The 15,294-nt window shown below is 71.4% G+C and carries 12 protein-coding genes and 1 pseudogene; 6 read left to right on the forward strand and 7 right to left on the reverse strand.

Translation table 11 applies throughout. The annotated features are described in order from the left end of the window. Positions 1-133 precede the first annotated feature (133 nt). Together J2S57_RS05950 and J2S57_RS05955 are read right to left on the reverse strand one after the other, a co-directional pair. The gene (locus tag J2S57_RS05950) at positions 134-3,349 is read right to left on the reverse strand and encodes an ATP-dependent helicase (protein ID WP_307239208.1); all 3,216 of its coding nucleotides are present in this window, start codon (positions 3,347-3,349) and stop codon (positions 134-136) included. Positions 3,350-3,681: 332 nt separating this feature from the next. Then, positions 3,682-4,038, reverse strand: coding sequence for an MGMT family protein (locus J2S57_RS05955; RefSeq protein WP_307239210.1), 357 nt, complete (start codon positions 4,036-4,038; stop codon positions 3,682-3,684). 167 nt (positions 4,039-4,205) lie between these two features. On the opposite strand from J2S57_RS05955, the gene J2S57_RS05960 reads away from it, so the two are divergent. Together J2S57_RS05960 and J2S57_RS05965 are read left to right on the forward strand one after the other, a co-directional pair. Continuing rightward, positions 4,206-5,687: an MBOAT family O-acyltransferase gene (locus J2S57_RS05960; protein WP_307239212.1), complete on the forward strand. Its 1,482-nt coding sequence runs from the start codon at positions 4,206-4,208 to the stop codon at positions 5,685-5,687. Between the two features lie 22 nt (positions 5,688-5,709). After that, a complete protein-coding gene (locus J2S57_RS05965; protein ID WP_307239214.1) occupies positions 5,710-7,446 on the forward strand; it encodes an alginate O-acetyltransferase AlgX-related protein in 1,737 nt (578 codons plus the stop codon). On the opposite strand, the gene J2S57_RS05970 is transcribed toward J2S57_RS05965, so the two are convergent. Further along, the gene (locus tag J2S57_RS05970; protein ID WP_307239216.1) at positions 7,427-8,188 is read right to left on the reverse strand and encodes a DUF4184 family protein; all 762 of its coding nucleotides are present in this window, start codon (positions 8,186-8,188) and stop codon (positions 7,427-7,429) included. The genes J2S57_RS05965 and J2S57_RS05970 overlap by 20 nt on opposite strands. Positions 8,189-8,328: 140 nt before the next feature. On the opposite strand from J2S57_RS05970, the gene J2S57_RS05975 reads away from it, so the two are divergent. After that, positions 8,329-8,496 carry a hypothetical protein gene (locus J2S57_RS05975; protein WP_307239218.1) on the forward strand — a complete coding sequence of 56 codons (168 nt, stop codon included), beginning with the start codon at positions 8,329-8,331 and terminating at the stop codon, positions 8,494-8,496. Positions 8,497-8,536: 40 nt separating this feature from the next. Here the strand turns inward: J2S57_RS05975 and moeB are convergent, their stop codons facing one another. From moeB to J2S57_RS05990, 3 genes are all read right to left on the reverse strand, one after another. After that, positions 8,537-9,703 carry a molybdopterin-synthase adenylyltransferase MoeB gene (gene moeB, locus J2S57_RS05980; RefSeq protein ID WP_307239220.1) on the reverse strand — a complete coding sequence of 389 codons (1,167 nt, stop codon included), beginning with the start codon at positions 9,701-9,703 and terminating at the stop codon, positions 8,537-8,539. After that, entirely contained in the window at positions 9,700-10,506 is an 807-nt protein-coding gene (locus J2S57_RS05985) for a DUF3152 domain-containing protein (RefSeq protein ID WP_307239222.1), read from the reverse strand. Before J2S57_RS05985 ends, moeB begins: the two co-directional genes overlap by 4 nt. Before the next feature lie 141 nt (positions 10,507-10,647). Beyond that, the gene (locus tag J2S57_RS05990) at positions 10,648-10,800 is read right to left on the reverse strand and encodes a hypothetical protein (RefSeq protein WP_307239225.1); all 153 of its coding nucleotides are present in this window, start codon (positions 10,798-10,800) and stop codon (positions 10,648-10,650) included. Positions 10,801-11,180: 380 nt separating this feature from the next. Here J2S57_RS05990 and J2S57_RS05995 point away from each other — a divergent pair. Both J2S57_RS05995 and J2S57_RS06000 read left to right on the forward strand, forming a co-directional pair. Then, a pseudogene (locus J2S57_RS05995) lies at positions 11,181-11,789 on the forward strand (TetR/AcrR family transcriptional regulator); the annotation flags it as partial. Positions 11,790-12,089: 300 nt separating this feature from the next. Continuing rightward, entirely contained in the window at positions 12,090-12,314 is a 225-nt protein-coding gene (locus J2S57_RS06000; RefSeq protein ID WP_307239229.1) for a DUF3107 domain-containing protein, read from the forward strand. A gap of 60 nt (positions 12,315-12,374) precedes the next feature. On the opposite strand, the gene J2S57_RS06005 is transcribed toward J2S57_RS06000, so the two are convergent. Next, positions 12,375-13,061, reverse strand: a complete 687-nt coding sequence (locus tag J2S57_RS06005; protein ID WP_307239231.1) for a ferritin-like fold-containing protein — start codon at positions 13,059-13,061, stop codon at positions 12,375-12,377. Positions 13,062-13,331: 270 nt separating this feature from the next. Here J2S57_RS06005 and J2S57_RS06010 point away from each other — a divergent pair, with 270 nt between their 5' ends. Beyond that, positions 13,332-15,284 (forward strand): DEAD/DEAH box helicase, encoded by a 1,953-nt coding sequence (locus J2S57_RS06010; RefSeq protein WP_442358345.1) that lies wholly within the window; start codon positions 13,332-13,334, stop codon positions 15,282-15,284. Positions 15,285-15,294: the final 10 nt, after the last annotated feature.

Below are 15,294 nucleotides of genomic sequence, written 5' to 3' on the forward strand. Positions count from 1 at the left end.
CTGGGCCCACCCGACCCGCCGGCCGCCGCATGCCCCGGCCCCGACGCGTCCCCACGCCCACCCGACCCGCCGGCCGCCACATCACCCGGCCCCGACGCGTCTTCAGGCCCGAAAAGCCCCTCCTGCTCGCCGTTCACCGGCCCACCTGCCGACCCTCGTTGCGCAGCGGACATGTGCGCCGCACATCGCAGACGTGACACATCGAGTTCGACCTGGCCGGGAACTCGGACGCACCCATCCCCTCGGCCGCCTCGTGCACCAGGTCGGACGCCCAGCCCGGCTCCGGATCACTGGCCAGCGGAGGCTGCTGCTGCACCGTGACCTTCACCGTCTCGCGCCCCAGCTGCACCAGCGCCGCCCCACCGGCCCCGATGCCCTCGGGCACCCGCAGCCCGGCCTGCGCCGCCGCCCGCGCCAGACCGCCCTCTTCGACCGCCACCTGGTAGACCCCGAGCTGCGCGTGCCGCGCGACCTCGGCCCGGGTCGGCGCGGAGCGGCCGGTTTTCAGGTCGATCACGACGAGGCGGCCCTGGGCGTCTTGCTCGACCCGGTCGACCTTGCCCACGATCTGGGCCCGCCCGACCTCGACCTTCACCGACTGCTCGGTGGCGACCAGCGTGCGCCCGGCCTTCTTCGCCTCGGCCGTGTAGGCGGCCAGCTTGGAGATCATGGCCTCGGCCCGCGCGCGCTCGGTGTCGGCCACCCAGCCCTGCCCCAGCCCGAGCCGGCTGAACCGCTCGGCCAGCAACGTGCGCAGCTTGACCAGGTTGCCGTCGGGCACCTCCTCGGCCATCTGGTGCACCAGGTCGCCGAGCCCCTGGGCGGTCGACGAACTGCGCCGCCCGCCCGAGGCGTTGAGCAGCCAGCGCAGCGAACACCGGCCGAACGCCTCGACCTGCGACGGCGAGACCCGCACCAGCGCCGACGGCTCCCGCAACGGACCCGCAACGGAAACCGGCGCCAGGCCGTACCATTCACCCGGATCGGCGCCCGGAACCCCGGCCAGCGCAAGACGGGCCAGCTGCCGGGCCGCCGCCTCCCGCCGCGACCGCGTGGCGAGCGGATCGACCACCACCGCCCGCAGCTGCGCCACCAGGGCCGGCAGCGTCATCATCCGCGGCACCTCGGCGAGCGGGCGCACCTCCTGCTCCCCCTCGGCGCTGTCCGGATCGACGAGGTCGAGGAAGGTCGAGGGCATCACCTCGTCGGACCGCACCGCCGTGACCAGCAGGTGCCGCCGGGCCCGGCTCACCGCGACGTGGAACAGGCGCAGCTCGTCGTCTTGAATGGCCTTGCGCTGCGCCACGAATCCCAGATCGCCGCGGCCGTCGACCACCTCGGCCAGACGCTGCCCGCCGAGCAGCGAGTCACGCAGCTGCAGGTTCGGCCAGTCGCCCTCCTGCACACCGGCCACCGCGACCACGTCCCACTCCAGCCCGGCCGCCGCCGTGGCCGTGACCAGGGCGACCGCCTCGTCGGTGGGCGCGCGCTCGGCCAGGGTGTCGGCGGGCACGTCCTGGGCCTCGAGGTGGTCGAGGAAGGCCTGGGCGTCGGCACCGGGAAACCGGTCGGTGAAGCGGGCCGCGGCCTCGAAAAGAGCCATCACGGCGTCGAGATCGCGGTCGGCGCGGGTGCCGGCCACGCCCCCGGACAGCGCGGTGCGCCGCCAGGAGATCGCCAGGCCCGTGCGGTCCCAGATCTCCCAGAGAACGGTTTCGGGACTGGCGTTCTCGTGCCCGGCGGCCTCCCGCCCGGCACCCAGCACGGTCGCGACCCGGCGCGCGGGGGCGGAGACGCGCGGCTCGAGCACGGCCAGGCGGGCCGGGTCGAGCAGGGCCTCGACCAGCAGCTCGTCACTGGCGCGGCCACCACCGGAGGCCAGCTCCTCGGTGCGCAGGGCCTGGCGCAGCCGCCGCACGGCGATCGCGTCGGCCCCTCCGATCGCGCTGGTGAGCAGGTCGGAGGCGACCTCGGCGGTGAGCTGCCCCGGCCGCAGCGCGCAGCGCAGGGCGAGACGCAGTGGCACGACGGCGATCTCGTCGCGCACCGGCACCTCGGCGGTGGGGATCGCGACCGGCACCCCGGCCGCGCCGAGCGAGCGCCGCAGCGGCCCGGTGGCCTTGGTCGAGCGCACGATCACGGCCATCCGCTGCCACGGCACCTGCTGCTCGAGGTGCAGGCGGCGCAGGTGCTGCGCGATGTAGGCGCCCTCGCGGGCGGGTGAGGCGAAGACCTCGACCCCGATGGTGGACGACGTGGAGCCCGCCGCGGTCACGACCCGCTGGGATGCCGTACCCGCCGCCCCGATCCGTTCTGCGACCCGCCCGGCCACGGCCCGCAGCGCCGGCCCGTGACGGTAGACCCGGCCGAGGGTGATCACGGCCGCCTGCCCGCCGTCGGCGCGGCGGAACCGCTGCACCGCATCGGCCAGGGCACTGGGACGCGCACCGCGGAAGGTCTGCACGGCCGAGTCGGGGTCACCGGCCAGGATCAGGTCTCGCCCGCCGCCCGCGACCAGCCGGAGCAGGTGCTCGGCGGCCACGGTGAGCTCGTGCGCGTCGTCGACCACGACCAGCCGGCGCCGGTCCTGCTCGGCGCCGAGCAGCTCGTCGTCGGACAGGAGCAGTTCGGTCGCCGCGTCGACGATGCCCGCCGGGTCGTAGGCGTTGGGGGTGGAGAGCGCCGTGACGTCGAGATACTCGGACATCACGTCGGCCGCGGCGAGCCAGTCGGGCCGGTCGTTGAGCTGCCCCAGCCGGCGCAGGTCTTCGGGGGTGAGGCCGCGTTCGACCGCGCGCATCAGCAGGTCTCGCAGCTCGTCGCGGAAACCGCGCAGCTGCCGGATCTCCTCACCGGTCGACGAGGGCCAGACCGGGGCACTGCCCAGCCCCTCGGCGTGCCCGGCGAGCAGGTCGGCGAGCATCCGGTCCTGCTCGGGACCGGAGATCAGCCGGGGCGAGGGATCACCGTCGAGCGACAGGGCGCGGTGCAGGAGGCCGAACGCGTAGGAGTGCGGCGTGCGCGAGATCGGCTCCTGCACCGTGCCGCCGATGCGCGCCGACAGCCTCTCCCGCAGCCGGGCCGACGCCACCCGGGTGGGCGCGATCGACAGCACCGCACCGGGAGACAGCCCGTCGCGCTCGACCCGCGCCGCCACCGCCTCGATCAGCGCCGTGGTCTTGCCGGTGCCCGGGGCCCCGAAAACCACCACCGGCCCACTGCCCTGCCGCCGCTCGATCAGCGCGGCCTGGGCCTCGTCGGGCACCAGGAGCTCACGGGGCGCCGCCCCGGGCCCGACGAGCCGCACGGACGGCCCGGCCGGGCGGCGTTCACGGGTCGCGGTGCTCATGACCAGACATGAGACCACAAGCCACCGACAAGTCGGACCGGAGCCGGAACGAGCACGGATTCCGGCCCGGGTGACGAGCCCTCCCACCCGGGGACACCGCCGACCGGCCAGCAGCTTGAGCCCGGTGCGGTGGAAGTTCCGGGCCCGGGGCGGCCGTCGTCCCGCCGAAGAGAGGTTCGCTCAGCCCGGACGATGCGTGAGGCCACCCGGGCCGGGCCATCCGGGCCGGGCCACCCCGGCCGGGGCCGCACGGGCCGGGGCCGCACCAGAGCCGCCCCGGGACCACCCCGGAGGTCACCACCGGTTCCGGCGCCCGATCTGCGCCCGAAGCCTCAGCCCACGTCCGGATCCCAGCGCGCCCGCCGCAGATCCACGCGCTCGCCCCCGGGCCGCAGCGGCGTCCCCTCCTGCGCGTACGCCCGCAGCGCTCGCGCCTCGTGCCCGGTCGGCGGCAGTCCACCGGCCCGCAGCACGCGCCACCACGGCACCAGACTCCCCCACTGCGACATGACCTTCCCGACCTGCCGCGGACCCCCGTGCCCGACCAGCGCGGCCACGTCGCCGTAGGTCAGAACCTGCCCCGGCGGAATGGCGTTCACCACGTCCAGGACGTCCGCGACGTAGGTCTCGGCCGTCGAAGAGGTCGACTCATCCTCATCACCAGTAACAGCGTCCTGCGCAGATGCCATGAAGAACCCCTCAAACCAGACCTACGTGACCCGGTGCGCCGCAGCATCATCCGTTCGACCGATGCCCGATGAGTAGGACACCGGAAGGGCCTAAGCTTCCCTGACCCGCCGTTCACCCTCCAAGCCGGAAAGCGCCCCTCGGACAACCCCGCCGACAGATCGCGGACATGGTCTTCTCCTCGCCGACGTTCCTGTTCCTCTTCCTGCCACTGACCCTCCTGGCGTACCTGATGGTGCCCAGATCGTGGCGGAACGCCTGCCTTCTGCTGGCCAGCATCGTCTTCTACGTCTGGGGCGCGGGCGGTCACGTCTTCGTGCTGCTCTACGTCGCCCTCGTGAGCTTCTACGGCGCCCGCATGGCGGGGAGGGCCAGGTCCCGGGCCTCCGCGACCTCAATGGTGGACGCGCCTGCCGCACTCCCGCAGGAAGCGGCACCGAAGGCGCCCCGGGCGGAGATCGCGGGCCTGATCGCCCTCGTGCTGATCCCCATCGCGCTCTACAAGTACCTGCCCCCGGTGACCCAGTTCGTCGCCTCGACGGCCTGGCCCGGCGCCCCGCAGATCCACTGGGCCCTGCCGCTGGGCATCTCGTTCTTCACCTTCCACGCCATCTCGTACGTGGTCGACGCCGGTCGCGGTGACCTGCCCCCCGAGCGCTCGAGCCGCGACTACCTGCTCTACCTCTTCCTCTTCCCGCATCAGATCGCCGGGCCGATCGTGCGGTACTCGGAGATCGCCAGGGAGCTGAAGGACAGCCGCGAGGTCACCCTCGGCAACGCCACCTACGGCCTCACCCGGTTCGCCTGGGGGCTGACCAAGAAGGCCTACATCGCCGACTCGGCCGGCATCGTGGCCGATGCGGCATTCAGCACCCCGGGCAGCTCTTTCAACTCCAGCACCGCATGGATCGGGGCCCTGGCCTACGCGATCCAGATCTATTTCGACTTCAGCGGCTATTCGGACATGGCGATAGGTCTCGCCGCAATCTTCGGTTTCCGGTTCCCGGAGAATTTCCGTTCGCCCTACGCCAGCATCGGCCCTGCGGATTATTGGCGGCGCTGGCACATGACTCTGTCGCGCTGGTTCCGGGATTACGTCTACATTCCTCTGGGCGGCAACCGGCACGGGATCCGCCGCGAGTACGCCGCCCTCCTGATCACTTTCCTGCTCACCTCGCTGTGGCACGGAGCCACCTGGGGATTCCTGGTCTGGGGCGGACTGCACAGCCTGGCACTGCTCGCCGAGCGGGTCACCGGTGCCCACCGGCGCACCCCCGGCGCGATCATGACGGTGCTGCGACGTGCGGCGATGGCGGTATTCGTGGTGTTCAGCTGGGTGCCGTTCCGTGCCCCGACGCTGACCGAGGCGGTCGACGTCTGGCAGGCCATGTTCGGCTTCTCGGGAGGCGCACCATCACCGGACGCTTACATCACGCTGACTCCGTGGAACGAGCTCGCATTGTTACTGGGGATACTCGTGTTCTTCCTGCCCCGAAATGCGACGGGTTTTCAACTGGTTCACGGCGGGCATTCCGGACGCCTGCAGTTCCGCTATCCCCTGGCCGCGGTCACCGCGCCGGTCCTGCTGGTGGTTGCGGTGATCTCGGTGCTCTGGCTGGATTTCAGCCCGTTCCTGTACTTCCAGTTCTGATTGTTCTGGCAAGCTGTTCTCCGTGGGCCGAATCATCATCCTTCCGGACGACGACGAACCCGATCACTCGCCGGGCGCGGGCGGCCGGCCAGTCGGTCCGGTGGGGTCGTTCGGCGGGTTCGGCGTACGCAGCGGCGTGTCGGCTTCCCGCTCCGGTGTGGCCCTGCGTCACGAACGCCACCCCGACCGGCTCGAGGTCGTCCACCACCCCGACCCCGAGGCGCAGCCCGGCACCGGAGCCCGGCCCACGACGCCGGACGCACCGCGGCGCGAAGCCACGACCGATGCCGGGCACACCGAGCGGGCTGTCGTGGCTGACCCCCACGGCGGCGCCGAACCCGCCGTCGACCCCGACGGCGAACCCAACGGCGAACCCGTCATCGAGCCCGCGAGCGCCCCGGAAGGCACCCCCGAGCCCCAAGCCGCACGGGCCCCGGAGACCGAGCCCCGGCGCGTCCTCGAGCAGGCCCCCGGAACCCCGGCGAAGCCGACCGGAACCGACCCCGAGACCGCCGGCCCCGAGCCGCACTCGGCCACCGACGAACTCGACGAGCTGCTCGAGAAGTTCCGCACCGAGCGTCACCGCAGGCGCAGCGTGAGGGCCGCCCGGGGCCTCGTCGCCCTGTTCGCGCTCGCCCTGCTCGCCGTCTGGCTGCTCGACCCGCCCCTGCCCTGGGGCGACGAGAACCGCAGCCTGACCTCGTTCCCCGACGTCTCCCCGTCGGGCCTTCTCAGTGGCGCCGACACCCAGCAGACCGACGCCGCCCTGCGCGACCGCCTGGCCCTGCGGCAGTACGTCACCGAGGCGATCGGCGAGGCCTCGCGCGACAAGCTCGGCACCAGCCTCAACCCGGCCGTGGTGCTCGGGAAGAACCGCACCCCGTTCCTGTCCGAAGACTTCACGTTGCCCTGCAAGTACGACTTCGACGCCGCCAGGACCGCCGCCGGGCTCGACCGGCTCAGCTCGATCGCGGCCGGCACCGGCAAGTCGATCATGGTGGCGATCGCCCCCGACAAGTCCGCGATCATGACCGACGCGCTCGGTTCCCGCGCCGGCGCCCTGCTGGCCTGTGCCAACCAGGTGCGCGACGAGACCGAGCAGACCTGGGGTGCGCAGGCGTCCGGCCCGGTGGTCACCAGCTGGGACCAGCTCCAGGCCACGCAGGACGAAGACCCGGGCTCGGTGTTCCAGAAGGGCGACAGCCACTGGAGCAGCAAGGGCGCCCTGGTCTGGTCGAAGACCGTCATCGACGCGCTGATCGCGCGCGGCGAGGCCCCGGCCGACCTGTCCGGCGCCCCCGACGCGGTGCAGGTGCAGGACGAGCAGGCCGACAACGACCTCTACCGGCTGATGGGCATCACGAAGAAGGCGATGGTGCCGGTCTACGGCGTCACCCGCGACGACGTGACGATCCGCGCCCACACCGAGGAGTCCCCCTCGGGCCGTGGTGTGGCCGTGTTCCGGGCCTGGTCCACGACGGCGCCGATGATCGAGGGCCGCACGCTCATCGTCAACGACTCGTTCATCTCCCGCGCCGAGGGGCTGCTCGCGCCGTACTTCACCAACCTCGAGGTGATGCACTGGTCGGACTTCCTCACCGCGGTGCAGGACGACGATCTTCCCGGGTTCGACCGCATCATCATCGAGACCGTGCAGCGTGGCTGGCCCCAGCGCGCCGGCTGGCTCCAGGAGGGTCAGCCGATGTACGAGGCGCTGGCCGCCGAGCTGGGCACGCCGATCAAGACCGACGAAGACTGACCAGCACGGCGCACACCAGCACCGTGAACGCTCCGGCCCCACCGCCGTAGGTCGACACGTCGTAGCCCACCCGGCCGATCGTCACGGGGCCGGAAAGGGCTACGGCGAGCCCGATCCCGGCCCCGACCACCGTGCTGACCACGACGGCCACCCGGATCAGAGCCGCCGCCCGCACCGTCAGGAACGAAGACCGGGGCCGCACCGGAGCCGAACGCCACCACCGCGCCAGCACCCAGCCGATCGCCAGGAGCCCGAAAACCCCACTGCCGTACTGCGCCCAGTGGTAGCCCTCGAGCGGCCCGTGCCACTGCGCCAGCCAGGGAACGTGCCGGGTGCCGAAGCGCTGGGGATGCGTGAACTCGTCCCACAGCACGTGCGTCACCGTGCCGATCAGTTGCGAGACCACCACGAGCGCAACGGCATTGACGCTCCCGACGTGATGACGTAACGACACGGGCAGGGCAGCCAGCCGGTCCCTCAGGGCGCCCGGCGCGACGGCCACGGCCAGCGGCGCGATCAGCGCCTGCCACACCACGAACGCCGCCAGCCCCAGCACCAGGTCGAGCCCGAAGATCCCGGCGACCGTGTGCGTGTGGTGCGACACCGGCCAGCGGGCCGACTCCGGCAGCGGGACGTAGTACACGAGATCCGGCGTCATACTGCCGATGACCAGGGCCGACGGCACCAGGCGCGTACCCAGCAGGGGCAGGACGGCGGCGGGGTGGCTGCCGGTGAAAGGCACGAAGTGCTCCTGGGGTCACATGCGGGACGAGATCACTCGAAATGCGCATCCGGGCGCGCAGCCCCAAGATCATCCCATCGCCCGGTGATCACCGGGCCCGGACAGTCCTCATCGTTGGGGACCCTCGACAGGAGGTTTCCATGCTCGCGATTGCCGCCGCTGTGGTCTTCGGTCTGGCGCTGCTCCTCGACTTCGCGAACGCGGATCTGGGCGACGCCTTCACCAACACGACCCTGACCACGCTGGGCCTGTTCCTGCTGGCCCTGCACTTCTCCGGGGTGGGTGTGCGAGGGCGCTCGCGCCGCTGACGTTTTCGGTGCGGATGGACGTCGTGGTTCGGTCCGCGACTCAGTACCGGGGCTGCGTCGGGTCGATCTCGTCGATCCAGCGCAGCACTCCCCCCGGCACGTGAGCCACGTCGTCCATCCCCACGCCCCGGGCGAGTTCCAGCGCCTGGGCCGATCTTCCGCCGCTCTTGCAGTGGAAGACGACCGGACGCCCCCGGGCGACGGAGCCGACAAGCCCCGCCACGTCCCCGGTGCGGAGCACCGACATCGGCAGACCGATCGCCCCCGGGATCGACGCGATCAGCCGCTCCTCGGGCTCCCGCACGTCGATCAGGGCGAAATCGTCGCCCCGACGGAGCTTCTCGGCCAGCTCGGTCACAGTGACCTCGCTGACCGCGGGCCCGGGCACCAGACCGCAGAACGCGTCGTAGTCCCCTTCGAGGGCCGTCACCGGTGACGAGCCGGGAGCGGGCCGCACGCGGATCGTCTGCCAGCTCATCCCGGCCGCGTCGAACAGCATGACCCGGCCCAGCAGCGGATCACCGATGCCGGCGATCAGCTTGATCGCCTCGGTCGCCATCACCGAGCCGATGGCCGCACACGTCACCCCCAGCACACCACCCTCCGCGCACGACGGCACGGAGCCGGGCGGTGGAGGCGTGGGGTGCAGATCGCGATAGGTCACCGGCTCGTGGCCCGCCGGTGGACGCGACCAGAACACCGACACCTGCCCGTCGAACCGGAACACCGAGCCCCAGACCAGCGGGACGCTGGCCACCGAGCAGGCGTCACCGACCAGGTAGCGGGTGGCGAAGTTGTCGGTGCCGTCGAGCACCACGTCGTGACCGGCGATCAGGTCGAGGGCGTTGTCGCGGGTGATCCGCGCGTTCCTCGCCGTCACCCCGACCAGGGGATTGAGCTCCCGCAGGGCCCGGACCGCGCTGTCCACCTTCGGGGTCCCGGTCGGCGACCCCGCGTGCAGCACCTGGCGGTGCAGGTTCGACACCTCGACCCGGTCGTCGTCGATCACGGTGATCGACCCGACCCCGGCCGCGGCCAGATACGTGAGCACCGGACTGCCCAGACCACCGGCGCCGATCACCAGTACCCGCGCGTTCTTCAGACGGCGCTGCCCCTGCGACCCCAGGCCGGGCAGCAGCACCTGACGGGAGTAGCGGGTGATCTCCTCGGGAGTGAGCTCGGGGGCGGGCTCGACCAGGGGGATCACGGGTGCGGCCAGGGATTGGGGCGGCAGCCGAGCAGGCCCTTCGTCTGCTGCATCATGAGCGGGGCCGGCTTCCCTTTTCCGGCGCAGTACTCGTGACCGTGACCGAGGGCGTGACCCACCTCGTGGTTGACGACATAGTGACGGTAACCGTCGCGGTCCTTCTTGTATTCGGGGATCGCCTTGACCCACCGATATGTGGTCAGCACCACCCGGTCGCCGTTGCGGCACGAGAGCTTGCCGAACGTCTTCAGCGGCCGGCAGAGGTCGGCACTCGTCTCCGGGCTGGCCAGCGTCACGGTGGTGAACGCCTCCGAGGCCTGGTCGGTGCGCGCGAACCGGCGGGTGCCGTTCTCGGTCCAGCTGCGGTCGTCGTTGAGGGTGGCGAGCACGAAGTCGGCGAACTTCTCACCGTCGACGGCCACCCCCTTCTCGACCTGGACCCGCACCTTGTAGACCTTGCCCTCGCCGGGAGCCCTGGCCGTGCCCTTGACCGTGCTGAGCGTGCCCGAGGCCTTCCACTTCACGGTCGCCGAGGTCACGCCGGCGTCGACGTCGTTCTGCGTCAGCCCTTCGGGCCGGGCGGTCGTGCCCGTCTCGCCTTCGGCTTCGCCGGCCGCCGGGGTGCTTGAGGACGTGGTGGTCGCCGCCGAGCTCGCGGCCTGACTCGCCGAGGTGGTCGGGTCGGCGGTGGTCCGGTCGCCGATGCTCGTCGCTTCCGGGGCCGCACCGGTCGCCGCCGGGGCCGAGGCCGAGCCGGAGCCACCCGAGGAGCATCCGGTCAGGGCCAGCGCCCCAACGGCCACGAGCGGGGTCAGCGACCTGATCAGCCGCGTTCCCGGCCTTCCCGAGCACATTCTGGATCTTCCCTCCGGTTCGGGTACTTCCCCGTCCGGCACGCTACCCGCCCCACCCGTGATCCCCGGCCAGGCGTCCAGGCCGGGCGATCACGTGATGACCTGGGCGAAGCCCCACAGGCCGGGCGCGATCCGCCGCGCGATTCCCGGCCACGAGACCGGCACCAGGCACACGCCCCGTTCCCGGCGGCCCCTCACCCCGGCCCGCCGGCCCCCGCCCGTCGCCAGTTCCCCGGCGCCCACCCGTCACCGTTTCGCCGTCGTCACCCACCCGGCCCATGCGTCCCCCATTCCCACCCTTCTTCGTCCACACTTTCACCAACTGCTGTCATTTATTGCGGGCGAACACCCGCCTCGGAAAAGGTTGAACCGACAACAGGAGGAAGGACAGTGCAGCAAGAGGATGGTTAAGAACTCGGGGGTAGCGGCTATACCCCATTGAGTGACGATCAAACGTGGGGACGATCACCCGAATGGACGTACCAAGGACCGCAGAGTGTCTAGGCGCACCGGGATTCGGTAACGCGTCGTAGCCTTACAATCACTTAAAGCATCGGAATCGCGGGGGCGCCACCGAAGCGTCTTAGCATCCGCTGACGGGCACTGATGCGGGGAGGCAAGCAATGTCGACACCAGAGGTGCGCTCGCGCGGAACCCGGTTGCCGCGGACGGCACGGCGCAGCCAATTACTGGGAGCGGCGCGAGAGGTATTCGTGGCCCAGGGGTACCACGCGGCTGCGATGGACGAGATCGCCGAGCGTGCCGGAGTCAGCAAGCCGGTCCTGTACCAGCACTTTCCGGGTAAGCGCGAGCTGTACCTGGCGCTGATAGAACAGCATTCCGCCGAGGTGGTGGATTGTCTGCGCGGCGCGATCGAGGGCACCACCGACAACAAACAGCGGGTTGCCGGTGCGATGGGGGCATTCTTCGATTTCATCGACCGCGAGAACGAGTCGTTCCGGCTCATCTTCGAATCCGACCTGACCAACGACCCGGACGTCCGGGCCCGGGTCGAGTCGGTGAACGAGCAGTGTGGCCGCATGGTGGCCGAGCTCATTCACGAGCAGACCGGTCTGCCCTGGCCAGAATGTGAACTCATCGGTATCGGTCTGTCCGGCATGGCTCACGTGGCTGCGCGTTACTGGCTGCAGAAGGGGCGTCAGATGCCTCGCGAGGAGGCGGTGCGGTTGCTGGCCGGGCTGACCTGGCGCGGCATCGCCGCCATCCCGCTGCAAGACGAGCGCGACGTCCTGCCTGGCCAGATCGACGCCGATCAGCCGGGCGAACGGCCGTCCGACCCACCGAACACCCCTCGGCCGGTCACCGACCTGACCGGTCTGGGCGAGAGCCACGCCACGATCCACCGGTCGTGAGCACCGCGGGATCGTCCCCGGCACCCCGGGGCGATTCCGCTGTCGGCTAACCCGAGCGTGCCACCGGTCCCGACATCGTTCCGTGCGGTTAGGCTTTCGTCGACCAGTCGGAAAAGCCACCCCGCGAGGGGGCCGGCAAGGACGGAAGGGGCCACTCGCGTGGAGGTCAAGATCGGCGTCCGGGACATCCCGCGCGACATCGTGCTGGAGTCCGAAGACTCGGCCGACTCGGTGGCGAACGCGGTCGAGGCCGCGATCAGCTCCGGCTCGCTGCTTCGTCTCAAGGACGACAAGGGGCGCACGATCGTCGTTCCGGGAAACCTGATCGGCTACGTCGAGATCGGCGCGGAGGAGACCCGACGGGTCGGCTTCGGCACGATCTGAGTTCTGACACGAAGAAGGCGCCCTCCCGTGCGGATGGCGCCTTCCTCGCGTCCGGGGGTCCTACGCCGACAGGCCCATCTCAGCCATGCGCCGGGTGTGCTGCTCGGTGAGACGGCTGAACATCGACACGATGCCCACCAGCCCCATGCCCGGGTGCTCGTCGGTGCCGCTCAGGAGCGTCGAGAAGCTGTCCCGGTCGGCCGCCACCCGCTGCCCCTGGCTGAGGGCCTCGCCGACCAGACGGCGGGCCCACAGCGCCAGTCGGCTGCCCTGGATCGGGTCCTCGCTGATGGCCTGACGCACCTCCTGCAGCACGAACTGCATGCGCTGCCCCGCCTCGAGCGTGCCCAGCACCAGGTCGCGCGTCTCGTCGTCGACGTAGGCGCTGATCTCGCGGTAGAAGTCCGAGGCGATGCCGTCGCCCACGTAGAACTTGACCAGACCCTCCAGCCAGGTGGAGGGCTTCGTGCGTTCGTGGAAGGCGTCCAGGGCCTCCACGAACGGCACCATCGCCTGCTCCGGGTCGGCCCCGATCTCCACGATCCGGGCGCGCAACCGGTCGTAGTGGCCGAACTCGGTGGCGGCGAGCGCGGCCATGTCCGCCTTGGCCGAAAGGCGGGGGGCAAGGTCGGCATCCGTGGAAAGACGGATGAACGCGCTCAATTCACCGTAAGCCAGGGTCCCTAATAGGTCGACGACGGCCGCCCGGTATGCCGGATCGGTGAACCTGTCCTCCTGCTGCTCCATGGACAGGAGGGTAACGAGCCCTGGACCAGGTAGGATCAGTTAGTTAGAGGTAACTGTTACACCCGTAAGTGGATGACCGGTCGCTAACACGGTCGGCTTCCGAATGCCGCAGCGCGGCCCGCCGGAGCGCCTTTTCCTTCGCCACCCCACCGGGGTCGGCGCGATCCGGCCGCAGGCCTGCGCCCCCGAAGAGTTAGGCACTGCGTGTCCGCTTCACCGAGTGATTCCGAGAGCACCGATCCTGCCACCGACCTCGAGAAGGCCGGCGAGATCGTCGCCGTCGTCGAGAACGAGACCGCCGCGGCCCCGGCCGTGAGCTGGGCCGATCTCGGTACCGACCCGCGCATCGTCGACGCGCTGGTGGGCGCCGGCATGACCGCGCCGTTCCCCATCCAGTCCATGACCCTCCCGGTCGCCGTGGCCGGCAGCGACGTGATCGGCCAGGCCAAGACCGGTACCGGCAAGACGCTCGGCTTCGGCATCCCCCTGCTGCACCGCGTCACCGGCCCGAAAGACCCGGGCTACGCCGACCTGGCCTCGCCGGGCGCCCCGCAGGCCCTGGCGATCGTGCCGACCCGTGAGCTCGCCACCCAGGTGGCCGAAGACCTCAAGGTCGCGTCCAAGAACCTCAGCGTGCGCATCCTCACCGTCTACGGCGGCCGGGCCTACGAACCCCAGGTCGAGGCGCTGAAGAAGGGCATCGAGGTGGTGGTCGGCACCCCCGGCCGTCTGCTCGACCTGGCCCAGCAGGGCCTGCTGAACCTGGGCAACGTGCGCACCCTGGTGCTCGACGAGGCCGACGAGATGCTCGACCTGGGCTTCCTGCCCGACGTCGAGAAGCTCATGTCCCTCACGCCCGACGGCCGCCAGACGATGCTGTTCTCGGCCACCATGCCGGGCGCCGTGGTCTCGCTGGCCCGCAAGTACATGACCCAGCCCACCCACATCCGCGCCTCCGACCCCGACGACTCGGGCGCCACGGTGCTCGCGATCGCGCAGTTCATCTACCGCGCGCACGCGATGGACAAGGTCGAGATGGTGGCCCGGCTGCTGCAGGCCGAGGGCCGCGGGCTGTCGATCATCTTCACCCGCACCAAGCGCACGGCCGCCAAGGTCGCCGACGAGCTCGCCGACCGGGGCTTCGCGGCCGCGGCCATCCACGGCGACCTCGGTCAGGGTGCCCGTGAGCAGGCGCTGCGCGCGTTCCGCAACGGCAAGATCGACGTGCTGGTCGCCACCGACGTGGCCGCGCGCGGTATCGACGTCGAGAACGTCACGCACGTCGTCAACTACGCCTGCCCCGAAGACGAGAAGACCTACCTGCACCGGATCGGCCGTACCGGCCGCGCCGGGAACACGGGTGTCGCGGTCACCTTCGTCGACTGGGACGACCTGCACCGCTGGATGATGATCGACAAGGCCCTCGACCTCGGTATCCCCGAGCCCGCCGAGACCTACTCGACGTCGCCGCACTTCTCCGAAGACCTGCACATCCCGGCGGGCGTCAAGGGCACCCTCCCGAGGGCCTCGCGCACCCGCGCCGGGCTCGACGCCGAGGAGCTCGAAGACCTCGGCGAGACCGGCAAGCGCGGTGGCGGCGCCAAGCCGGCGTCGCGGCGCGACGGTGGCCGTGACAGCGGTCGCGACGGTGGCCGTGACGGTTCCCGTGACGGTGCACGTGGCGGTCGCTCCCGCAGCCGGGGCCGCGGTTCCGATGCGCTCGGCTCGGGCGAGCAGGCCGGCGACGTCGAGGCCGGCGAGTCGGTCGAGGGCGGCGAGGAGCAGCCCCGTGAGCCCCGCACCCGCCGTCCGCGCCAGCGCCGCCGCACCCGCAACGGCTTGCCGGTCGAGGGTGGCACCGAAGGCAGCCCGGAAGACGGCACCCCGGGCGACGTCGAAGGCGGCGCCGTCGAGGCCGCCCCGAACGGCGCCGACGGCGACGAGAGCACCCCGGCCACCGGCCCGGACAGCTCCGAGCCGAAGGCCCCGTCCCGCCGTGGCCGTCGCCGCTCCGCGAGCAGCACGTCCGACGCCGAGGACGCCGGCGCCGAGGGCACCGACGCCGGCACGGCCGAGGCCGATGACGCCGGCGAGAACGGCGACGGTGAGGGCGACGCCCAGAAGCGCCGCCGTCGTCGCCGTCGCGGCACCCGGGGCTCCGGCTCGTCCGCGGCCGCCCCGGCCGAGAACGCCCCGGCCCCGGCCGGTTCCGCCGACAGCTGAGTGAGCCGGC

The organism is Kineosporia succinea (assembly GCF_030811555.1).
Taxonomy (GTDB): Bacteria; Actinomycetota; Actinomycetes; order Actinomycetales; family Kineosporiaceae; genus Kineosporia; species Kineosporia succinea.

Bases quoted from the DNA above. Each gene is read 5' to 3' on its own strand.
- J2S57_RS06005 (WP_307239231.1), bottom strand. From the start codon at position 13,061: ATGGAGCAGCAGGAGGACAGGTTCACCGATCCGGCATACCGGGCGGCC.
- J2S57_RS05950 (WP_307239208.1), bottom strand. From the start codon at position 3,349: ATGAGCACCGCGACCCGTGAACGCCGCCCGGCCGGGCCGTCCGTGCGG.
- J2S57_RS05955 (WP_307239210.1), bottom strand. From the start codon at position 4,038: ATGGCATCTGCGCAGGACGCTGTTACTGGTGATGAGGATGAGTCGACC.
- J2S57_RS05975 (WP_307239218.1), top strand. From the start codon at position 8,329: ATGCTCGCGATTGCCGCCGCTGTGGTCTTCGGTCTGGCGCTGCTCCTC.
- J2S57_RS05960 (WP_307239212.1), top strand. From the start codon at position 4,206: ATGGTCTTCTCCTCGCCGACGTTCCTGTTCCTCTTCCTGCCACTGACC.